Source organism: Halpernia humi (assembly GCF_900108025.1).
Classification (GTDB): domain Bacteria; phylum Bacteroidota; class Bacteroidia; order Flavobacteriales; family Weeksellaceae; genus Halpernia; species Halpernia humi.
In genome coordinates this window covers 51,221-71,814 of the sequence record NZ_FNUS01000001.1, presented here as the reverse complement: position 1 = coordinate 71,814, position 20,594 = coordinate 51,221, and the positions used below count along the sequence as shown (strand labels likewise).

The 20,594-nt window shown below is 32.9% G+C and carries 23 protein-coding genes and 1 tRNA gene; 18 read left to right on the top strand and 6 right to left on the bottom strand.

What is annotated here, in order from left to right:
• Positions 1-8: 8 nt before the first annotated feature.
• Together yidD and lgt are read left to right on the top strand one after the other, a co-directional pair.
• On the top strand, positions 9-263 hold the full coding sequence (gene yidD / locus C4S29_RS00385) for a membrane protein insertion efficiency factor YidD (RefSeq protein ID WP_103912146.1): 255 nt from the start codon (positions 9-11) through the stop codon (positions 261-263).
• Between the two features lie 7 nt (positions 264-270).
• A complete protein-coding gene (lgt, locus tag C4S29_RS00380; RefSeq protein WP_103912145.1) occupies positions 271-1,140 on the top strand; it encodes a prolipoprotein diacylglyceryl transferase in 870 nt (289 codons plus the stop codon).
• Between the two features lie 13 nt (positions 1,141-1,153).
• Here the strand turns inward: lgt and C4S29_RS00375 are convergent, their stop codons facing one another.
• Entirely contained in the window at positions 1,154-2,653 is a 1,500-nt protein-coding gene (locus C4S29_RS00375) for an NAD(P)H-hydrate dehydratase (protein ID WP_103912999.1), read from the bottom strand.
• 234 nt (positions 2,654-2,887) lie between these two features.
• Here C4S29_RS00375 and C4S29_RS00370 point away from each other — a divergent pair, with 234 nt between their 5' ends.
• Together C4S29_RS00370 and mscL are read left to right on the top strand one after the other, a co-directional pair.
• Positions 2,888-3,484, top strand: a complete 597-nt coding sequence (locus C4S29_RS00370; protein ID WP_103912144.1) for a hypothetical protein — start codon at positions 2,888-2,890, stop codon at positions 3,482-3,484.
• A 74-nt stretch (positions 3,485-3,558) separates the two neighbouring features.
• Complete coding sequence (gene mscL / locus C4S29_RS00365) at positions 3,559-3,930, top strand: large conductance mechanosensitive channel protein MscL (RefSeq protein ID WP_103912143.1); 372 nt, start codon at positions 3,559-3,561, stop codon at positions 3,928-3,930.
• Positions 3,931-4,007: 77 nt separating this feature from the next.
• On the opposite strand, the gene C4S29_RS00360 is transcribed toward mscL, so the two are convergent.
• The 4 genes from C4S29_RS00360 to mce all read right to left on the bottom strand — a co-directional run bounded on the left by C4S29_RS00360 (position 4,008) and on the right by mce (position 6,305).
• Entirely contained in the window at positions 4,008-4,973 is a 966-nt protein-coding gene (locus C4S29_RS00360; protein ID WP_103912142.1) for a D-2-hydroxyacid dehydrogenase, read from the bottom strand.
• A gap of 41 nt (positions 4,974-5,014) precedes the next feature.
• The gene (locus C4S29_RS00355; protein WP_103912141.1) at positions 5,015-5,416 is read right to left on the bottom strand and encodes an LNS2 domain-containing protein; all 402 of its coding nucleotides are present in this window, start codon (positions 5,414-5,416) and stop codon (positions 5,015-5,017) included.
• A gap of 340 nt (positions 5,417-5,756) precedes the next feature.
• Positions 5,757-5,830: transfer RNA gene (locus C4S29_RS00350), tRNA-Ile, on the bottom strand.
• A gap of 76 nt (positions 5,831-5,906) precedes the next feature.
• Complete coding sequence (mce, locus tag C4S29_RS00345) at positions 5,907-6,305, bottom strand: methylmalonyl-CoA epimerase (RefSeq protein ID WP_103912140.1); 399 nt, start codon at positions 6,303-6,305, stop codon at positions 5,907-5,909.
• Positions 6,306-6,457: 152 nt separating this feature from the next.
• Here mce and rbfA point away from each other — a divergent pair, with 152 nt between their 5' ends.
• From rbfA to C4S29_RS00305, 8 genes are all read left to right on the top strand, one after another.
• Positions 6,458-6,817, top strand: coding sequence for a 30S ribosome-binding factor RbfA (rbfA, locus tag C4S29_RS00340; protein ID WP_103912139.1), 360 nt, complete (start codon positions 6,458-6,460; stop codon positions 6,815-6,817).
• Positions 6,818-6,823: 6 nt separating this feature from the next.
• Positions 6,824-8,029, top strand: a complete 1,206-nt coding sequence (locus tag C4S29_RS00335; RefSeq protein ID WP_103912138.1) for an ABC transporter permease — start codon at positions 6,824-6,826, stop codon at positions 8,027-8,029.
• A 106-nt stretch (positions 8,030-8,135) separates the two neighbouring features.
• Positions 8,136-10,196, top strand: coding sequence for an endonuclease (locus C4S29_RS00330; protein ID WP_103912137.1), 2,061 nt, complete (start codon positions 8,136-8,138; stop codon positions 10,194-10,196).
• A gap of 63 nt (positions 10,197-10,259) precedes the next feature.
• Positions 10,260-10,991, top strand: coding sequence for a shikimate dehydrogenase family protein (locus tag C4S29_RS00325; RefSeq protein ID WP_103912136.1), 732 nt, complete (start codon positions 10,260-10,262; stop codon positions 10,989-10,991).
• A gap of 84 nt (positions 10,992-11,075) precedes the next feature.
• Positions 11,076-13,055, top strand: a complete 1,980-nt coding sequence (locus C4S29_RS00320; protein ID WP_103912135.1) for a DUF349 domain-containing protein — start codon at positions 11,076-11,078, stop codon at positions 13,053-13,055.
• A gap of 97 nt (positions 13,056-13,152) precedes the next feature.
• Positions 13,153-13,749 carry a hypothetical protein gene (locus C4S29_RS00315; protein WP_103912134.1) on the top strand — a complete coding sequence of 199 codons (597 nt, stop codon included), beginning with the start codon at positions 13,153-13,155 and terminating at the stop codon, positions 13,747-13,749.
• Positions 13,750-13,923: 174 nt separating this feature from the next.
• Entirely contained in the window at positions 13,924-14,955 is a 1,032-nt protein-coding gene (ribD, locus tag C4S29_RS00310) for a bifunctional diaminohydroxyphosphoribosylaminopyrimidine deaminase/5-amino-6-(5-phosphoribosylamino)uracil reductase RibD (RefSeq protein WP_103912998.1), read from the top strand.
• Between the two features lie 6 nt (positions 14,956-14,961).
• On the top strand, positions 14,962-15,576 hold the full coding sequence (locus C4S29_RS00305) for an IMPACT family protein (protein ID WP_103912133.1): 615 nt from the start codon (positions 14,962-14,964) through the stop codon (positions 15,574-15,576).
• Between the two features lie 36 nt (positions 15,577-15,612).
• Here the strand turns inward: C4S29_RS00305 and C4S29_RS00300 are convergent, their stop codons facing one another.
• A complete protein-coding gene (locus tag C4S29_RS00300) occupies positions 15,613-16,302 on the bottom strand; it encodes a zinc metallopeptidase (protein WP_103912997.1) in 690 nt (229 codons plus the stop codon).
• A 108-nt stretch (positions 16,303-16,410) separates the two neighbouring features.
• Here C4S29_RS00300 and C4S29_RS00295 point away from each other — a divergent pair, with 108 nt between their 5' ends.
• The 6 genes from C4S29_RS00295 (at position 16,411) to C4S29_RS00275 (ending at position 20,572) form a co-directional block, all read left to right on the top strand.
• On the top strand, positions 16,411-17,535 hold the full coding sequence (locus C4S29_RS00295; RefSeq protein WP_103912132.1) for a GTP cyclohydrolase: 1,125 nt from the start codon (positions 16,411-16,413) through the stop codon (positions 17,533-17,535).
• Entirely contained in the window at positions 17,536-17,709 is a 174-nt protein-coding gene (locus tag C4S29_RS14815) for a hypothetical protein (RefSeq protein WP_185116929.1), read from the top strand. It abuts the gene before it with no gap.
• Positions 17,710-17,833: 124 nt separating this feature from the next.
• The gene (locus C4S29_RS00290; RefSeq protein WP_103912131.1) at positions 17,834-18,199 is read left to right on the top strand and encodes an NADH-quinone oxidoreductase subunit A; all 366 of its coding nucleotides are present in this window, start codon (positions 17,834-17,836) and stop codon (positions 18,197-18,199) included.
• Between the two features lie 16 nt (positions 18,200-18,215).
• Positions 18,216-18,770: an NADH-quinone oxidoreductase subunit B gene (locus tag C4S29_RS00285; protein WP_103912130.1), complete on the top strand. Its 555-nt coding sequence runs from the start codon at positions 18,216-18,218 to the stop codon at positions 18,768-18,770.
• 5 nt (positions 18,771-18,775) lie between these two features.
• Positions 18,776-19,270: an NADH-quinone oxidoreductase subunit C gene (locus C4S29_RS00280; protein WP_103912996.1), complete on the top strand. Its 495-nt coding sequence runs from the start codon at positions 18,776-18,778 to the stop codon at positions 19,268-19,270.
• A gap of 78 nt (positions 19,271-19,348) precedes the next feature.
• A complete protein-coding gene (locus tag C4S29_RS00275) occupies positions 19,349-20,572 on the top strand; it encodes an NADH-quinone oxidoreductase subunit D (protein WP_103912129.1) in 1,224 nt (407 codons plus the stop codon).
• Positions 20,573-20,594 lie beyond the last annotated feature (22 nt).

Sequence of the window (20,594 nt, the reverse complement as noted above, 5' to 3'; positions counted from 1 at the left end):
GCACTGTTTTGAAAGTGACCTTTAATAAAATCTTAACTTTTCCTCTGGTAGTTTTAATAAAATTCTATCAGTTGGCGATTTCACCATGGTTACCAAAAAATTGCCGATATGAGCCTACTTGCAGTCATTATATGGTTGAATCTCTGCGTGTTCATGGTTTATTTTATGGTTTTTATTTGGGTGTAAAAAGGATTTTAAAATGTCATCCTTGGGGCGGAAGTGGTTATGATCCTGTTCCTCCGAAATATAATTTAAAAAAATAAATTTCAAATGATCAAATTTTTAGTTTTCACATGGGATCCATCCACTGGCATTCACCTTGGTCCTGTTACGCTACATTTTTATAGTTTAATGTTCATTATCGCCTTTGGTTTGGGTTATATTTTAATGACAAAAATTTATAAAATAGATAACGTAAACGAAAAATATGTAGAACCATTATTTACTTGGACACTTATTGGGACGATATTTGGCGCGAGAATGGGCCATGTTATTTTTTACCAGCCAGAATTGTTTAAACAAGATTTTTGGTCTGTATTTTTACCAATCCGCACAAAACCAACTTTTGAATTTACTGGTTTTTCTGGCTTGGCAAGTCACGGTGCAACCATTGCGCTTATTTTCACCACACTTTGGTATTCCTACAAAATAATTAAAAAAAATCCGTTTTGGGTTTATGATAGAATCGGAATTGTAGTTGCTCTTGGCGGCGCGTTCGTAAGAATTGGAAATTTTTTTAACTCTGAAATTATCGGGAAACCAACGCCGGCTGGATCTGCTTTCGCGGTTCTTTTTCCGCAACAAAGTTCGGAATACGGACCGGTTGTCCCAAGATATCCAACTCAATTATTTGAAGCGGCTGGCTATCTTTTACTCGCACTTTTATTATGGATTTTATACCGCAAAACCGACAAAAAATACCAACAAGGTTGGCTTTTTGGTTTATTTTTCATCCTACTTTGGGCGATACGGTTTTTTGTAGAATTTTTAAAAGAACCACAAGGTAATGAATTTATACATTTCGATGGTTTAAATACCGGGCAAGTTCTTTCAATTCCCTTTATGATAGCGGGTTTTGTAATTATGTATTATTCAAAATTCAACAAAATTACACCTGAAGAATCTGCAAAACCTGAATGATTTTTTCTAAAAATTAAGGCTGTAAATCCTTAAAAACTTCAGCTATATTTTCTATTAAATCAGAAGGCAAAATAGATTCTTTAGAATATTTTTCGGCGGCAAAATCACCGGCTTTTCCATGTAGCCAAACACCAAAAATTGCGGCGTTTTTTGGGGAATAATTCTGACTTAAAAATGAAGTGATAATTCCCGTCAAAGCATCGCCGCTACCACCTTTTGCCATGCCACTGTTGCCGGTGATGTTATAAAAAACTTCTTTTTCTGGCGAAATAATTTGCGTGTGATGGCCTTTTAAAACTATAAAAATATTTAGTTCCTTTGCTTTTCGCTTGGCCAATTCTGTTCGTTCAAAAGCATTTTTACTTGCACCAAATAATCGTTCAAACTCTTTTGGATGTGGCGTAATAATGGAGTTTGTTGGAATATATTTTAAAAAATCTTTATTTTTAGATAAAATATTTAAAGCATCAGCATCGATCACCATTGGCATTTTTTGATTTTTAATTAAATTTAAAACCACTTTTTCTGTGTCTGCTTCAGTTCCCAAACCTGGGCCAATTCCCAAAACACCATCTTCCGGCAAATCTAAAAATTCTATAAAATTTTCACCCGATTCTATAAACATTGCTTCGGGCGCAGAATTTTGCAAAACATTGTAGCCACATTTTGGTGCGGCGCAAAAAGTGAGACCACTTCCAGATTTTAAAGCCGCTTTTGTTGCTAAAACTGCAGCGCCAATTTTGCCATAACTTCCGGCAATCATTACCGTTTTGCCGAAAGTTCCTTTGTTTACAAAATCTTCTCTTGGTTGATAAATATTTTTAATTAAATGCTCATCAATAATATATTCCGTACTTTCCGAACTTGCAATAAAATTTTCTGAAATACCAATATTTAAAATTTGAATTTTTCCACAAAATCTGCCAGTTTCAGGATAAAAAAAAGCCTTTTTCCAAAACTGAAAACTCAAAGTTTCATCGGCTTTTAATACGGTAAAGTCGTTCGGAGTGAAGCCATCCGAAAGTAAGCCAGATGGAATATCAATAGAAATTTTTTTTAAATTAATGGTATTTAAAACCTGAATCAAACGTTCAATTTTGCCTTCAATTTTCCGATTTAATCCAATTCCAAAAATACAATCCAAAATAATTGAATTTGCCTTAAACCTCATATTTTCAACCTCAGAAAAATCATTTAAATCAATGCCAGAAATGCTTTTCACTTTCTGAAAGTTAGTTTTGGCTTCATCAGAAAAATTTATGTTTGATAAATCTGTAAAAACCTCAACATCATACGATTTTTGATAAAGCAATCTCGCAATCGCAAAACCGTCGCCACCATTGTTTCCTTTTCCACAAAAAATGCAAAATTTCTGCGTGTTTCTAATTTTAGAAATTAAATACTCAACCGCCGTTTCTGCTGCGCGCTCCATTAATTGAAGTGACGATATTTTTTGTTCTTCAAGTGTGAATTTGTCAGCAGATTTTATTTGGTTGGCGTTTAATAGTTTCATAAAAATAAAAGGGTTTAAGACAAATTTAGGCAAAAAATAAATCTCTACGATTTCACACATTTTTTGTACTTTCAATTTTTAATTCAAAACAAAACATAAATTATAAAATCGCATTTGGCAAGTTTGCAAACAATTGAAAAATCACCGATTCTGATTATAATAAAATAGTTCAGAGATATTCACGCATGAATTTTGGCGATTGTATAAACGTTTTAAAATCAAAAAAAAAAAACTATGAAAAACTTAAACTATCCTTTAGATTTAAAATTTAAAATCACCACGCTTGCCAGTGATTTTAACATGACTGATAGCAAAGGACAACATCTGGCTTATGTGCGCTCGAAAATTTTTAAATTAAAAGATGATGTACAAGTGTACCGGGATGAGAAAAAATCGGAAATTTTATATAATATTAATGCGAACCAATGGATAGATTTTAATGCATCTTATTCAATTAAAGAAAATTCAGGAACCAATTTGGGAAGTGTATCTCGAAAAGGGATGAAATCTTTTTGGCGCGCGACTTATAATGTTTTTGATACAAACAAAAATGAAGTTTATAAAATTACAGAAGAAAACCCATGGATAAAAATGTTCGATGGAATGGTTGGTGAAATCCCTATAATTGGCATGTTTACAGGTTATTTTCTAAATCCGTCTTATTTGGTAAAAGATAATAATGATAAGATTCTTTTTCGCTTAAAAAAGATGCCTTCTTTATTTGGGCGTAGGTTTCAACTTAGTAAAATTAGCAATATACCAGAAAATGATGAATCTTTGGTGGTTTTAAGTTTATTGATGATGGTTCTTTTGGAGCGTTCTATAGGATAAATTTGATATTTTTTTCAATTATTAATATAAATTAATACATTTGTTACAAATAACATTAAAACAAAAAAAACATTATGGGATTAGTAAAAGAATTTAAAGAATTTGCGTTTAAAGGGAACGTTGTAGATTTGGCTGTTGCCGTGATTATTGGTGCTGCTTTTGGGAAGATAATTAGTTCTTTAGTGGCAGATGTTATTACACCGCTATTGCTAAATCCGGCTTTGAAAGCGGCAGGTGCAGACAAAATAGAGTTGCTTTCTTGGCACGGTGTGATGTATGGTAATTTTCTTTCCGCAGTAATTAGTTTTCTTTTAGTAGCCATTGTTTTATTTTTGGTGATAAAAGCGGTTAATAAAACTAAAAAACCGGAAGTAGAAGCGGCTCCAGCAGGCCCAACCAAAGAGGAAGAATTATTAATGGAGATAAGAGATTTATTAAAAAAATAATTTCTGCTTTTGAATTGAAAAAAAAAAACTCGTCTCAAACATATTTGAGACGAGTTTTTTTTTGAATATTTGTTTACTTAATGGTTCTGATTTTGCAGAATACTGGCAATTTGCTTGGCTAAAGAAATACCAATTCTATCTTGCGCTTCTAAAGTTGAAGCACCTGTGTGTGGTGTAAGCGAAATTCTTGGATGATTTAAAATTTTCTCATTTGGCGTTGGTTCATTTATAAAAACATCTAAACCTGCAAAGGAAATTTTCTCAGAATCTAAAGCATCTAAAAGTGCATCTTCGTCTATCACGCCACCTCTAGAACAGTTTATAATTGCTGCACCATCTTTCATTAAAGCAAATTCTTGTGCACCAATCATAAAACCATTTTTTTGTGCTGGAACGTGCAAAGTGATAAAATCTGCATGTTTAAAAATGCCTTGCAATGGCTCAGTTTCGATATCAACATTAATGAATTGCCCATTATAAAATTTCAACTTTATACTTGCTCTTCCTACTTGGTTATCTGCGGCAATCACTTTCATACCAAGGCCCAGCGCAATTTTCGCTACTTCTTGGCCAATTCTGCCCATACCAATAATACCAATAGTTTTGCCGCGAAGTTCTGTGCCGGCTTCGAAAGATTTTTTAAGTTTTGCAAATTCTGTGTTTCCTTTTAATGGCATTTCTCGGTTTGATTGCTGTAAAAAACGAGCACCCGTAAATAAATGCGCAAAAACCAATTCTGCTACAGATTCTGATGAAGACGAAGGCGTATTGATGACGTGAAGCCCTTTTGAGCGGGCATAATCTACATCTATATTATCCATACCAACGCCGCCACGACCGATGATTTCTAAACCTGGACAAATATCAATTAATTCCTTTCGAACTTTAGTGGCACTTCTAACGAGCAGCGTTTTTATACCTTCCTTATTAATGAAATCTGCTAAAAATTCTTGCGGAACTTTTGTCGTAATTACATCAAATCCTTCTTTTTCTAAAGCGTCAATACCAGATTGATTGATGCCATCATTTGCTAATATTTTCATTAATTTTCTGTATTTCTTTATTAAATATTATAGTAAGATTATTAATCTTTAAATACTTCGATGCTTACATTTTTTTCTACCAAATCGGTAAATTTCCCTTTGTATCGGGTCGCTTTTACCAAATGATTATCAATCCAGTGGTAATTTCCACCTCTTGGTTTTCCACATAAAACACTGTGGTATTTAAAGCCATTTTTGTCTAACCAATCTATTGTAATTTGCTTTAAATCTTCAGTTCGAGAGGTAAAAAAACAAATTTGATGACCTTCGTCGTACCACTTGTTTATAGTATGAAGCGCATCTAAATAGGGCTCACAATCCACCATTCTTTCTGGCTCTTCATTTGGTACATCATCTGTAATTGTGCCGTCTATATCTATCAAATAATTTTTTACACCATCTTTCAATGATGGGCTTAAATGATTTAAATAATTTAATTCCATAACTGTTTTTTCAAGTTGCAAAAGTACTACTTTTTTTTGAAATGAAATTTTGCGAATTAAAAGGAAAATTTGCTGGTTTTTTTAACGAAATATAATATTGAATAACATTTTCATACCATTACAAATAAAGATTTGATTTTTCAGCAATTTTAAATCTCTAAAAAAAAACACATTATTTCTGGTTTATAAATAATTAGTTTCGAAATAAAGCGATTTTGCTTTAAATCAATAATTTTCTTTCACTGGCTTTTTATTAAAAAAATACAGCAAAGCATAATCTAAACAATAAAATTGATTTTAAAACAAAAAACCTTCGCAAAAAGCGAAGGTTTTTAGGCTGTGGTCCCACCTGGGCTCGAACCAGGGACCACCTGATTATGAGTCAGGTGCTCTAACCAACTGAGCTATAGGACCTAAAACGCGAAGTAGTTATGCTTCTGTTTTTATTGGTGTGCAAATCTAATATTTTTTGTGAAATAATAAAAATTTTTTAGTTTTTTTCTTGGCAAATTTCTACCAAGACGCCGTTGGTAGTTTTTGGATGTAGAAAAACGACGAGTTTATTATCTGCCCCTACTTTAGGCTCTTTAGAAATAAACTGGAAGCCAGCATTTTCTAAACGCTTAATTTCTTCTAAAATATTTTCTACACCAAAAGCCAAATGATGCACGCCTTCCCTATTTTTATCTAAATATTTCGCAATGGCACTTTCATTATTTTGGGCTTCTAAAAGTTCTATTTTACTCTCTCCTACTTTGTAGAAACTGGTTTTTACGCCTTCTCTTTCCACACTTTCTTGCTTATAAAAGTCTTTTCCGAGTAATCTAGAAAATAATTGGTCTGATGTTTCTAAAGATTTTACTGCGATTCCTATATGTTCTAGTTTCACAATTGTGTGGTTTTTATTTATTTTTGTTTATTTTAATGTGCTATTGCTTTCAAATGTCTAAAAACAATTTCTTTTTAAGATTTACTTTTTCCTTTCTACTTTTTGCTTTTACCTTAAAAACATCCCCACAAATTTAGTAAATTTGCAGCATTATGGAAAGTAACAGACAACGAAAAATAGCGCAAATCTTACAAGAGGATTTAGCAGAATTATTTAGAAAACAAGCCGCAGAAAGTAAGCAAACGATTTTAGTGAGTGTTTCTGATGTGAAAATTTCTGCAGATTTGGGTGTAGCAAAAATATATTTAAGTATTTTCCCTCCAGAAAATAGAAAAGCGGTAATGAACGAAATTGAAGAGCAAAAAGCAACATACCGCAATTATATCGGCCAAAAAATGGCCAAGCAAGTGCGCATTATTCCGCAACTTACATTTTTTCTAGATACTTCTTTGGATGATGTAGAAGCTATAGAACGTGAATTAAAAGGTGAAGGCGACAATCCGATTCTTTAAAAAAAATTGAAAAACACAGCGTTCTACATAGCATCCAGATATTTGCTTTCCAAAAAAGGAAGTACAGCAGTAACGTTTATAACTTGGCTTTCTGCCTGTGCAATGATGGTTGCTGTGGCCTCAATGTTTATTATCGTTTCTGTATTTTCTGGCCTCGAAGTTTTAAACCAAGATTTAATTTCAAACCTTCATGCAGACCTTACTATAACAAGTAAAACTGGAAAAACTTTACCTGATTTAGCAACTATTACCAAAAAACTTGCTGCCAATAAAAATATCGCTCACTTTTCTAAAGTGATAGATGAAAAAGTCTATATTGATTATAACGATGTAGGAGAAATTGCCTATTTGCGCGGCGTAGATTCGGCCTACACTTCTGTTAATCCTATCAATAAAAGTATTTTTTATGGCACATATCCTAGTTTTAAATATGTGAACGAAGTGCTGATGGAAAGCCAGTTAGACGACCGATTAGAAATCCCAGTAAATTCTAAAAACGCATCCGCAACTTTGATGATGCCAAAATCTGGTGTTGGCATGATTAGCAAAGAAGCGGATATTTTTAATAAAAAAGATATTTATGTAACAGGGATTTTCCCCGGAAATGACCAACTCAACAATTATATTATTTCACCTCTAGAATTAGCGCAAGAGCTTTTGTCCTTACCCAAAAATTCGGCCTATAGTATTGTAATAAAATTACAAGACGCATCACAAGCCGATCAAATTAAAAATGATTTGCAAAATTCATTAGGAAATAAAGTGGTGATAAAAACTCAAAAAGAAGAAAATGCTGCTTTTTGGAAAATGATAAATACGGAGAAATTCTTCATATATTTAATTTTTGCGCTCGTTATTTTTATTACTACATTTAATTTGGCAGGTGCAATTATTATTTTGCAATTAGACAAAAAAGAGCAGGCAAAATCTTTAATTTCCTTAGGTTTCCCAGTGAGAAGTTTGAGAATGGTTTATTTCTACACAGGTTTACTAATCGTGTTATTCGGAATTATTGCTGGTTTAATTCTTGGAACTTTGGTTTCTTTTTTACAAATTGAAACTGGTTTCTTCAAAGCAGGCGCAACGCTACCTTTTCCCGTGAAAATTATATGGCAAAATTATCTTATTGTTAGTTTAACCGCAGGTTTTTTCGGAATATTAGTTTCCCTCATTTTTTCTAAAATCAATAAACGAAATATCATCAATAACTAAAATATACAGACGTTTTTAGTATTACAATAGTGTTAATTTTTAAATAATTGATTTTGATCGGAAATTAATTTTTACCTTTATCGCCCGAAAAAAATAATTCTTTTTTATGAAAAAACTTTTTACTCTATTTACAATTACTTTACTTTTAAGTTTTGCCAATGCCCAAGCTCCAGCAGGATATTATGATGGAACGGCAGGATTAACTGGTGCTGCATTAAAAACAAAATTAAGCCAAATCATCACAAACGGATCCAGAGACAACGGTTATAATGGTTTATATAATGGTTATCCTACTACTGATTCTGATCATTTTTATGAAAATGATGGTTCTGTTTTAGATATGTATTCCGAAAATCCAACTGGCCCTGATCCATATAATTATACACATGGCACAAAAAAATGTGGAAATTATAGCAAAGAAGGTGATTGCTACAATAGAGAACACGTGGTGCCACAAAGTTTATTTGGCTCCAACTCTCCGATGGTGTCAGATATAAATTTCATCCGTCCCACTGATGGAAAGGTGAATGGTATGAGAAGTAATTATCCTTATGCATTAGTTTCAAGCCCTTCATTTACCTCAAAAAATGGCACAAAAGTAGGCCCTAGTTCCTCCAAAGGTTATTCTGGTTCAGCATGTGAACCCATAAATGAGTTTAAAGGTGATATCGCTAGAATGATTTTTTATTTTGTAACAAGATACGAATCTAAACTTTCCACTTTTTCAAGTGGCGATATGTTAGGAAATACAACTTATCCTGGTTTAACAGTTTGGGAAAGAGATGTTTTACTAGCTTGGGCTGCACAAGATCCAGTTTCACCAAGTGAAATTGAAAGAAATAATGCCGCCTATGTCTTTCAAGGTAACAGAAACCCATTTATTGACCATCCAGAATGGGTACAACAGATCTGGGGCACACAAGTTGTGGATAATGAAGTTCCTTCTACCCCTACAAATCTAGCTGTTACATCTACTACAAGCGCTACAGCAAATTTAACTTGGACGGCTTCTACTGATAATGTTGGCGTGGCTTACTACAAAATTTTTGTAGATGGTGTCTTTAAAACCAACTCTTCTAGCACTACTGCAACGGTTTCTGGTTTAGCGCAAGGAACAACTTTTAACTTTAATGTAGTCGCTGTAGATGCTGCAGGAAATGTTTCGGGGCAAAGCAACACCGCTACGGGAACAACCTTAGTAGATATTACACCACCAACTGCTGCTACAAATTTAACTATCACTTCAATCGGTAGTAATAATATCGCCATACAATGGACAGCAGCAACTGACAATGTAGAAGTAACATCTTACGAAATTTATGTAAACGATGCGTTATTTGGATCGTCCGATTCTACAGATTCTAATATCGCCAATTTAGACCCAAACACTACCTATAACATTTACGTAGTTGCAAAAGACGCGGCTGGAAATGCTTCGCCAAAAAGCAACGTCGTTATGGGAACCACTTTAGCAATTGGGACAGACTGCGGCAATGAAAATTTTGAAACCATTCCACCTGCTTCGTCAAATTATTCCACCTATAACTGGACGAGTAACGGTATTTCTTGGACTTCTGAAGATTCTAGAACAGATTTAACCATTAACGGCCGAGCAATTACCATTAGACACGGTTCTTTAACTGCACTATCAGCGCCGAACGGTATAGGAAGTTTAACCGTTACAACGCAATTGCAATATTCTGCTGCGGCTGATGTTTCTAATAATGTTTTAGAAATCTACATTAATGGTGTTGATACTGGGAAATCAATTCCTTACAGCGCAACACCAACTACAACTACAGTTACAGATTTGAATGTTACCGGAGATGTAGAAATAATGCTTGTAAACAAAGAAATTACAAAAAACAGAGTTTCTATCGATGATATGAAATGGACTTGCTACACAACTGCAGCAACCAAAGAAACGAATACCAAGAAAAATTCTCTAATTATCTATCCTAATCCAGTTAAAAACAGAGAATTAAATGTAAGCGGAAAAAACTTATCTGAAATTTCACAAGCACAAATTTTTGATTTTACAGGTAAAATGGTTCAAAGTATTGAAAAACCTTTTAAGAATTCTACAGTTATAAAATTACATAATTTAAACAAAGGCGTTTACCTTCTAAAAGCAGGTGATCTTTCTGCTAAATTTATTGTAGATTAATTATTATTACAAATTAATGACTAAAAGACCGTTTTATAACGGTCTTTTTTTTATTTTTGATGTATGAATCGAAAGCAAATTTTTGGATTAATAGGAAAAAATATTTCTTATTCCTTTTCTAAAAAATATTTTACAGATAAATTTAATAAACTACATTTATCCGATAATCAATACGAAATTTTCGACTTGCCCGAAATTAATCAGGTTGAAAATCTATTTTCCAACCCTGAAATTAAAGGCTTAAACGTAACCATTCCTTATAAAGAACAAATAATTCCCTTTCTCGATGAATTAAGTGAAGAAGCCCAAAAAATCGGTGCTATAAATTGCATTAAATTAAAAAATGGAAAGAAAATCGGCTATAATACAGATGCTTTTGGTTTCGAAAAAACACTTCAACTTCATCTAAAAGATTTTCACAAAAGTGCACTTATTCTAGGAAACGGCGGCGCAGCAAAAGCCGTGAAATTTGTTTTAAATAAATTGAATATTCCCTTTAAAGTTGTAGCAAGAAATACCGATTTCAACTTTGAAAATCTCACAGAAACTGACGTTCAAAATCACCAATTGATCATCCAAACCACGCCAGTTGGCACTTTTCCAAACGAGCAAGATTGCCTAAATTTCCCATTTAAGGGTTTGAGCAATCGACATTTAATTATAGATTTAATTTACAATCCAACTTACACCCAATTTATAAAAAATGCTGCCTCTTATCATGCAAAAACCATCAACGGCTATTTTATGCTAGAGCAACAAGCAGAAAAAGCTTGGGAAATTTGGAAATCATCTTAAAAACTTCCTCTTAAATGAAATTATTTTAATAAATTTATTTTTTATTATTTTTAAAAGGCGTTATTTTAACCAAAAAGATTTGCTATGACTACAGAAAATGAAATTTCTGACCACAACGAAAAGGATTTTGAACCTTTAAAAGAAACTACTTCCACTGAAATAGAAGTTGAAAATTCCGAAGAAAAAACTGAAATACCTTCAAAAAAGGAAGAAAATTCAAAAAATTCGGACAATGATAATCATCTTGATGAAAATCCATCTAGCAAGGTTGATAATCCGATCCAACAAACTACCGTTGAGTCTTTAAATATAGAAGAAATCTCTGCGGAAAAAGATTTCCCAAAAGACGAAAACATTAAAACTGACGCTGTATTAGAAGAAATAATCGAAGAAGAAAAGCATTCTAAACAAGAAAAAAACAATTCTGCATCAGAACTTTTAAATAAACTTGAACAAATTGCGCTTGCCAAAGATGGCGGTTCTCAATACAAAGAATTCAACGAAATAAAAGAACAACTTCAAACTGTTATTAGCAAAGAAAGTGATTTTGCTAAAAGTAAACTTGCGGAAGAAGAGCAAGAATTTTACAAACATCCACTTACGGCAAAATTCAACGAATTGCTGCAAACGTACCGAGAAAAACAAAATGATTATCATAAAAAAATGGAAATGGCGCAGGATGAAAATCTAAAAACACGCCAAGCGATAATTGATCGCCTGAAAAATCTATATACCAATTCTGAAGCAGGCACCAATCTTTTTAAAGAAATTCGAGAAATAAAGCAAGAATGGGGAAACGCGGGGCAAGTTGCGAAAAACGAATTCAAATTATTAAACAATAATTACTATTTTCATCTCACGCAATTCTACGAAATGCTCGATATGAATAAGGAATTTCTTAGCCAAGAATATGAGCATAATTTGGAAAAGAGACAACATATAATCGCCCGTGCCAAAGAACTTTTAGAAGAAAAATCTGTACAAAAAGCCTTAAATGAATTGCAATTTCTACACAAACTTTGGAAAGAAGAAGCCGTTCCTGTTGCAGAAGAATTTCGAGAACCAACTTGGCTAGAATTTAAAGAAATTTCTAATAAAATACACGATAGAAAAGCCGAACTATTTTCACAAATCGAAGGAGAACAAGCAGAAAATCTTGTGAAGAAAAACGAGATTATCGCAAAAATGAAAATAATTGTAACGCCAGAAAAAGAGGTAAATCACAATTATTGGCAGCAATCCATCAAAAAGATAGAAGATCTGCGAAGCGAATTTTTAAAATTAGGAAGTGTTCCGAAAAAACTATCCAACCAAAATTGGGCAGAATTTAAAGAAGTTTTAAAACAATTTAATAACAAAAAGAACGAATTCTATAAAAGTCTAAAACATTCCCAACAAGATAATTTAGATAAAAAATTGAGCCTCATCCAAACTGCGACCGATAATATGAACAACGAAGATTGGGAAACAGCAGTTCCATTATTTAAAAATTTGCAAAATGAATGGAAAAAAATTGGGCACGTTCCACGAAGCCAAGCAGATAAAGTATGGACGGATTTTCGGGCGGCCTGCAACACATTCTTCGAAAACTTTCGTAAGAAAAATGATGTGGCTTCTGATAATTGGAAAGAAAATTTAAAACAAAAAAATGAAATTTTATCACAATTAAAAACCATTTCAAACGAAGAAGGAAGCATTGAGAAAATTGAAGAATTAAAAAATAACTGGAACAAAGTTGGAAAAGTACCCCGTGAAAATCTAGGTATAAACACAGAATTTAATAAAACCTTGCGCGAAAAATTGAAATTAAACAAAATTAATGAGTTTGATTTAAAAGAAGAAGGCCTTTCAGAATCGCAACTTTCAGATAAAGCCAGAAAAATTAAAAACCAAATTTCTGATATGGAATCTGAAGTGGTTAAAATGGAAAACAACTTGGGTTTCTTTGCAGATTCTTCTAGAAGTAATCCACTTTTAAAGGACACTTACGCCAAAATTGACGAGAAAAAAGCGCAATTAGAAAGTTTGCGCGTGACTTTGCACCAAATCATTAGCGGAGAATAATTTCAGTTTACTATAAAATGCAATGGGCAAGTTTACAAACAAAACCTCAAAAATTTGGCGATTGCAAGTAACTTTTGAAAACAATAAATGAATTTTTATGAAAAAATATTTACTGCTAATTATAGGCTTTATAGGTTTTGGTTTTAATGCTCAAAATGCCAAAGATTATCTCAATATTCCTGGTCCTTTAGAAATTGATGGTACCGAATTTTTATTAGATTGGAGCAAACAGAAATCTGCAACTCTTTATTTACAGCAATATTTACCGCGAGATGAAACAATTAAAACCTTTACACAGCTTATAAATATTTCCTATTTTGACAAAGAAATAGATTTAGACGATGCCGTGCGGCAAAAAGTAGAAAGTTTTCAAAACAGAGAAAAAAGTGATAAATATTCTAACGTTCAAGTTACAGAAAGCCCAGATGGAACGCAATTTATTGTAGATGGAATTTTAACAGAAACCCCTAAAAACGGAAATCCTTACGCAGAATACGGAATTTATAGATTTAAAAAAATGACCAATGGCGCCAAAAAATCCTTTATTATTTTCTCGTACATCAAAAGAAGTTATGGCGATGTGAAATACGCCGCAAAGTCTTTAAGTAAAGAGCGCAACAAATTAATGGGTTTACTTATAGATTTTCAAATACCTGTAATTTCTTTGGCAACAACAGATGAAACAAAAAATTAATCGCACATAATTTTGATATTTTTTCTTAAATATTCAAAATTCTAACTTCAGGGTTTTATTTTTTAAGAATATTTTTGTGAGTGGTGCTGAAAAACATTCTCCTTTTTAAGACTTTAAAAAGCAATTATTCAACCTTTTAAAATCCATAAAAATTTTATGGTAAAAAAACTAAATATGACCGATGAATTCTATATCCAGCGCTGCATCGAATTAGCAAAAAAAGCACTTGGAAAAACATATCCAAATCCTTTGGTTGGTGCAGTAATAGTCCACAATGGTAAAATTATAGGTGAAGGTTTTCACCAAAAAGCCGGCGAAAATCACGCTGAAATAAATGCGATAAATTCTGTAAAAAACAAAGAACTTCTCCCCGATTCTACCATTTATGTATCATTAGAACCTTGCGCGCATTTCGGTAAAACGCCACCTTGCGCGCTAAAATTAAGAGAAATTGATTTTAAAAAAGTCGTAATTGGCGCAATGGACTCTCACGACAAAGTCAACGGAAAAGGCAAAAAAATTTTAGAAGACGCCAAAATTGAAGTCGTTTCCGGAATTTTAGAACAAGAATGTGAAGAATTAAACAAAAGATTTTTCACCTTTCATAGAAAAAAAAGACCATTTATTATTCTAAAATGGGCGCAATCAAACGACGGATTTTTAGATAAAAATTTTCAGCCGACGCAAATTGGTAATCCTTTAAGTAAACAATTTGTGCATCAATTACGTTCCGAAGAACACGCCATTTTGGTCGGGACAAATACGGCTTTAACAGATAATCCAAGTTTGACGACGCGGGAAATAAAAGGTAGAAATCCTATCCGTATTTTGATAGATTTTGATTTAAAAGTACCAACTGATTTTAAAATTTTTAATAATGAAGCAGAAACTTTTGTTTCTAATTTAATTAAAGAAGAAACGAAAAAAAATATTAATTACATAAAAATTGAAAGAGAGAATTTTCTAGAAAATTTAATGAAAAAATTGTTTGATTTGCAGATACAATCGGTCATTATAGAAGGTGGAAGTTTTACTTTGCAACAATTTATCGATGCAAATATTTGGGATGAATGCATCATCATTAAAAATGAAAATTTAAAATTAAGCAACGGAACTCTTGCGCCCAAACTCTCTAAAACACCTTCTAAAACTGAGAAATTACGAGATAACGACGTTTTTTATTTCAATAATTCTGATTTTAAATAAATTCAATTGAATCAATTTTCTTTTAAAACCATTAAAAAACCAATTGGCGATATCCTTTTAAAGGAAAAAGGAAGTAAGTTTATAGGTTTTGCTAATTCGGTTTCAAACGAGAAAGATTTTAAAGATTTTTTAGAAGACATTAAAAAAAACCATCCTAAAGCAACGCACCATTGTTATGCGTTCAGAATCGGAATTGATGGAGAAAATTATAGAGCAAATGATGACGGCGAACCCAATGGCAGTGCTGGTTTACCAATTTTAAACCAAATTTTAGCAAAAGATTTAACCAATACTTGTGTGATAGTTGTTCGCTATTACGGCGGCACAAAACTTGGCGTTTCTGGCCTAGTGAAAGCCTATAAAAATTGTGCGCAAGAAACCTTAGATTTAGCCGAAATTATTACCAAAGATTTGATGATTTTAATTGAAATTAATTTCAAATTTTCACTTCAAAACGTCATATTTTCATTAATAAATAAATACGACGGAAAAATTTTAGATTTCGTATCTGAACAAAATTGCAAGATAAAAGCCGAAATAAAATCTGCTGATTCTGAAACTTTTTTGGCAAAATTAGAAGAAATACACGAAGTCGGTTTTCGCATTATTTCGCAAAACTAAATGCAAAAATGAGTTGCTTTTTTGAGCAATTTAAAATCAATTTCTGCGACCACCATTTAGCATTGATGCGAAATATAAAAATTGTGCAAGTGAGCCAAGCGCTGCAACAACGTAAGTTCTTGCGGCCCATTTTAAGGCATCTTTTGCGCCTTCTTGTTCTTGTTTTGTAACAGTTCCAGACTTTTCTAACCATGCCAAAGCGCGGTTACTTGCATCATATTCAACGGGTAAAGTTATAAATGTAAAAAGTGTGGTGATACCAAAAAGGACAACAGCAACTGCCAAAAGTGTTTTGTTTCCGCTTGATGCCATTACTAAAAAACCTGCAATTAAAATTATATTTAATAATTTGGAACTTACATTCACCAAAGGAACTAAACTTGAGCGTAATTTTAGAGCAGCATAGCCAACTTGATGTTGCACCGCGTGTCCGCATTCATGCGCGGCAACTGCTGCAGCGGCGGCATTTCTTTGCATATAAACCTCTTCTGAAAGGTTAACGGTTTTATCCACCGGGTTGTAATGATCGGTTAGTTGGCCTGGAACCGAAATAACTTGCACATTTCTGATACCGTTATCATACAGCATTTTTTCAGCAATTTCTTTGCCCGACATTCCATTTTGCAAATGAAGTTGAGAATAAAAAGCAAACTTTGCTTTTAATTTATTTTGAACGATCAAACTAACTACGAAAATGACGCCAAAAATTAAATAATACCCTCCCATTTTGTGTTCTTTCGATTTAAAAATTTTACTGCAAGCAAAGGAAAAATTATGCCAAAGTTTTAATATAAAATTTTTACCATTATCTTTGTTTTTTTTAAATAAAAACAAATGTCTGCACTTACTTTAAAAGAAGTTAATACGTCACAAGATTTATTAAAATTTGTGAAATTCCCAATGGATTTATACAAGAATAATTCTTGCTATGTTCCACCATTAATTAATGATGAAATGAAAGTTTGGGATCCTTCAGATAACGGTGCATTTTTGTATTGTGAAGCAAAGCAATTTCTTGCAATTATGGGGAACAAAGTGGTGGGAAGAATTGCCGTTATTTTTAATAAAAAAGAAGCAGAAGAATTGGGGATTTCTAAAATTCGCTTTGGTTGGCTCGATTTTATTGATGATATAACTGTTTCAAAAGCATTGATTGATAAAGCAATAGAATTTGCCAAAGAAAAAAACATCAACAAAATTGAAGGACCGATGGGTTTTACTAATCTTGATAAATCTGGCATGTTAACGATGGGTTTTGATAAATTAGCAACGATGATAGGTTTGTATAATTTTCCATATTACGCAGAGCATTTAGAGAAATTAGGTTTAAAAAAAGAAAAAGAATGGGTAGAATTCGAAATGCGTTTCCCGGAAAATTTACCAGATAAAGTAGAGAAATTTAGCCGCTTGATTAAAGAAAAATACAAATTAAACGTTATTCAATTTAAAAGCAAAGAGGACATAAAACCATACATCGACCCGATGTTTAAACTTTTAGACCAAACCTACAATTCACTCTCTACTTACACACCGATTACAAAAGAACAAATTCAAACTTATAAAGAAAAATATTTCCCTTTTATAGATAAAAATTATATTATTTGCGTGGAAGATGAAAATCATGAATTGGTCGCTTTTGCCGTGACAATGCCTTCTTATAGCAAAGCATTGCAAAAAGCAAATGGCAAAATGTGGCCTTTTGGCTGGTATTATTTTTGGCAAGCCACAAGAAAAAACGATAGTGCTAATTTTTACCTAATCGGCATACAGCCAGAATACCAAAGACGTGGCGTAACTGCCATTATTTTTAAAGAAATTTATGAAAGATTTACTAAAATGGGAATTGTTTACGCGGAAACTAACCCAGAATTGGAAGAAAATAAAAGCGTTCAGGTGTTATGGCAAGACTATAATCCCGTGAATCATAAACGAAGAAGAACTTATTCTAAAGAAATTTAAATGAAAAAACAACTTATCATCTATGGCATTTTAATAGTAATCTATGTTTTATACAATTTCTTTTTTAAAATAGCAGATGAAAAAATAAATACAGCTATTAATATACTTTTCGGAAGTTTAATTTTCGGATACATCGCTTACATCGCTTCTACCCTTTTAAAAAAAATGAAATAAAAGTTATTATTTTTAACCATTCTAAATTATTTTTAAAATAAATTTAATCTCGAAAATTATCTCTGTATTATTTCATCTTCTCTACATTATTCGTTAAATTTGCAAATTAACATACTACTTCAAGATGAGTACACCCGAAAGTTATATCCCCATTTTATTTCAAGCAGCCGTTGCAATTGGCTTCGTTCTAATTTCATTACTAGGCGCGCATTTTTTGGGACCAAAACTGCAAGGCACAGAAAAAAATAAAAATTTTGAGTGCGGAATAGAGAATGAAGGTAATGCAAGAACCCCATTTTCTGTAAAATATTTTCTTACTGCTATTCTTTTTGTGCTTTTCGATATTGAGATTGTGTTTTTTTATCCTTACGCAGTCAACTTTAGAGAATTCGGCCTCGATGGTTTTGTAGCCGTTCTTGCTTTTGTAGGTGTTTTCTTTTTAGGATTTTTTTATGTATTAAAGAGAGGTGCTTTAGATTGGGATAAATAATTTAAAAAAAAGAAAAATGTCAGATAAACCGATTATAAAAACAGATGCAGCAGCGCCACCCGGATTTTCCGGCGAAGGCTTCTTTGCAACAAATTTAAGCAGCCTAGTTGGTATGGCTCGGGCCAATTCACTTTGGCCACTGCCTTTCGCCACTTCTTGCTGTGGAATAGAATTTATGGCGATGATGATGCCTACTTATGATTTAGCGCGTTTTGGTGGAGAAAGAATGTCGTTTTCACCAAGACAATCAGACGTTCTTTTAGTATGTGGTACAATTTCTAAAAAATTAGGACCAATTTTAAAAGAAGTTTATACCCAAATGGCAGAACCAAAATGGGTAATTGCCGTGGGCGCTTGTGCAAGTTCAGGTGGTATTTTCGATACTTATTCTGTGCTTCAAGGTATTGATAAAGTTATTCCAGTAGATGTTTACGTGCCAGGTTGCCCGCCAAGACCAGAGCAAATTCTTGAAGGATTTATGCAAGTTCAAGCATTAGCAGAAAGTGAAAGTTCCCGAAGAAGAGATTCTGAAGAATATAAACATTTATTAGAATCTTACGATATAAATTAATGGATATGACAAATGAATTTGTGTTGGAGGCCATCACGCGAGAATTTCCAGAATCAGTATTATTACACTCCGTACCTTATGGGTTTTTAACGCTTGAAGTAAAAAAACAAGACTTAAAAAAAATTGTTCACTATCTAAAAGATTCATCATTAGCTATCAATTTTTTGACAGATATTTGTGGTATTCATTACCCCGAATTTCCAGAAAAAGAACTCGGCGTTATTTACCATTTGCATAATATGCAGACTAATTTCAGAATCAGACTTAAAGTTTTTATGTCCCGTGAAAAAAATGAAGTTGATACTCTAACGCCACTTTATGCCGCTGCCAATTGGATGGAACGTGAAGCGTATGATTTTTATGGCATTAAATTTAAAGATCATCCAGATCTTAGAATCATTTTAAACGATCCAGAGATGGGCTATCATCCAATGTTAAAAGAATATAAATTGGAAGATGGAACTAGAACCGATAAAGACGATAAAATGTTCGGAAGATAAATATAAATGATAAAAGATAAAAGATAATTGATGTTTAAAATCAATTACCATTTATCAATAATCAATTATCAAAAAAATATGAAAGACAACGAATTATCTAATATACTCAGCCAATACGAATCTAAAGAGCAGATTGACGGACAGTTATACACGCTCAATTTAGGTCCGACGCACCCTGCAACGCACGGAATTTTTCAAAATATCCTCACAATGGATGGCGAAAGAATTTTGCATTCAGAGCAAACCGTGGGTTACATTCATCGTGCTTTTGAGAAAATTTCTGAACGTAGAAATTTTGCACAAATTACTACACTTACTGATAGAATGAACTACTGTTCTTCCCCGATAAATAATATTGGATGGCACATGACGGTTGAAAAATTAATCGGTTGCGAAGTGCCAAAACGTGTAGATTACATGAGAATCATCATGATGGAATTGGCAAGAATTGCAGATCACTTGGTTTGTAACGGTGTTATTGGTGTTGATACAGGTGCTTTAACTGGATTTACTTACGTTTTTCAAGATAGAGAAAGAATTTACGAAATGTATGAACAAATTTGTGGCGCAAGAATGACCACAAATATGGGCAGAGTTGGTGGTTTTGAAAGAGATTTCACACCAAAATTTCACGAGTTAATTAAAGATTTTATAAAGAATTTTCCAAAAAGATTTCAAGAATTTTGTACACTTTTAGAAAGAAACAGAATTTTTATGGATCGCACAATTGGTGCAGGTGCAATTTCTGCTGAGCGCGCCTTGAACTATGGTTTTACTGGACCAAATCTCCGTGCCACAGGAGTTGATTATGATGTGAGAGTTGCACAACCCTATTCTTCTTATGGTGATTTTGATTTTATAATCCCAATCGGAACCGCAGGAGATACTTATGATCGCTTTATGGTTCGCCAACAAGAAGTGTGGGAAAGTTTTAAATTAATTAAAAACGCCTACGAAAATTTACCAGAAGGAGATTTCCACGCAGAAGTTCCAGATTTTTATTTACCTGAAAAAGCAGATGTTTACACCAAAATGGAAGCGTTAATCTATCACTTTAAAATAGTGATGGGCGAAACCGAAATCCCAAAAGGTGAAGTGTATAATTGTGTAGAAGGTGGAAATGGTGAATTAGGTTTTTACTTAGTAAGCGATGGCGGAAGAAGTCCTTATAGATTGCATTTCAGAAGACCTTGTTTTATTTATTATCAGGCTTATCCAGAAATGATACAAGGTGCGATGATTTCTGATGCGGTAGTAACATTAAGTTCAATGAATGTAATTGCCGGAGAATTAGACGCGTAAGAAATTATAAATGATGAATTTT

Bases quoted from the DNA above. Each gene is read 5' to 3' on its own strand.
- lgt (WP_103912145.1), top strand. From the start codon at position 271: ATGATCAAATTTTTAGTTTTCACATGGGATCCATCCACTGGCATTCAC.
- C4S29_RS00375 (WP_103912999.1), bottom strand. From the start codon at position 2,653: ATGAAACTATTAAACGCCAACCAAATAAAATCTGCTGACAAATTCACA.
- C4S29_RS00370 (WP_103912144.1), top strand. From the start codon at position 2,888: ATGAAAAACTTAAACTATCCTTTAGATTTAAAATTTAAAATCACCACG.
- mscL (WP_103912143.1), top strand. From the start codon at position 3,559: ATGGGATTAGTAAAAGAATTTAAAGAATTTGCGTTTAAAGGGAACGTT.
- C4S29_RS00360 (WP_103912142.1), bottom strand. From the start codon at position 4,973: ATGAAAATATTAGCAAATGATGGCATCAATCAATCTGGTATTGACGCT.
- C4S29_RS00355 (WP_103912141.1), bottom strand. From the start codon at position 5,416: ATGGAATTAAATTATTTAAATCATTTAAGCCCATCATTGAAAGATGGT.
- rbfA (WP_103912139.1), top strand. From the start codon at position 6,458: ATGGAAAGTAACAGACAACGAAAAATAGCGCAAATCTTACAAGAGGAT.
- C4S29_RS00330 (WP_103912137.1), top strand. From the start codon at position 8,136: ATGAAAAAACTTTTTACTCTATTTACAATTACTTTACTTTTAAGTTTT.
- C4S29_RS00325 (WP_103912136.1), top strand. From the start codon at position 10,260: ATGAATCGAAAGCAAATTTTTGGATTAATAGGAAAAAATATTTCTTAT.
- C4S29_RS00320 (WP_103912135.1), top strand. From the start codon at position 11,076: ATGACTACAGAAAATGAAATTTCTGACCACAACGAAAAGGATTTTGAA.
- C4S29_RS00315 (WP_103912134.1), top strand. From the start codon at position 13,153: ATGAAAAAATATTTACTGCTAATTATAGGCTTTATAGGTTTTGGTTTT.
- ribD (WP_103912998.1), top strand. From the start codon at position 13,924: ATGACCGATGAATTCTATATCCAGCGCTGCATCGAATTAGCAAAAAAA.
- C4S29_RS00300 (WP_103912997.1), bottom strand. From the start codon at position 16,302: ATGGGAGGGTATTATTTAATTTTTGGCGTCATTTTCGTAGTTAGTTTG.
- C4S29_RS00295 (WP_103912132.1), top strand. From the start codon at position 16,411: ATGTCTGCACTTACTTTAAAAGAAGTTAATACGTCACAAGATTTATTA.
- C4S29_RS14815 (WP_185116929.1), top strand. From the start codon at position 17,536: ATGAAAAAACAACTTATCATCTATGGCATTTTAATAGTAATCTATGTT.
- C4S29_RS00290 (WP_103912131.1), top strand. From the start codon at position 17,834: ATGAGTACACCCGAAAGTTATATCCCCATTTTATTTCAAGCAGCCGTT.
- C4S29_RS00285 (WP_103912130.1), top strand. From the start codon at position 18,216: ATGTCAGATAAACCGATTATAAAAACAGATGCAGCAGCGCCACCCGGA.
- C4S29_RS00280 (WP_103912996.1), top strand. From the start codon at position 18,776: ATGACAAATGAATTTGTGTTGGAGGCCATCACGCGAGAATTTCCAGAA.
- C4S29_RS00275 (WP_103912129.1), top strand. From the start codon at position 19,349: ATGAAAGACAACGAATTATCTAATATACTCAGCCAATACGAATCTAAA.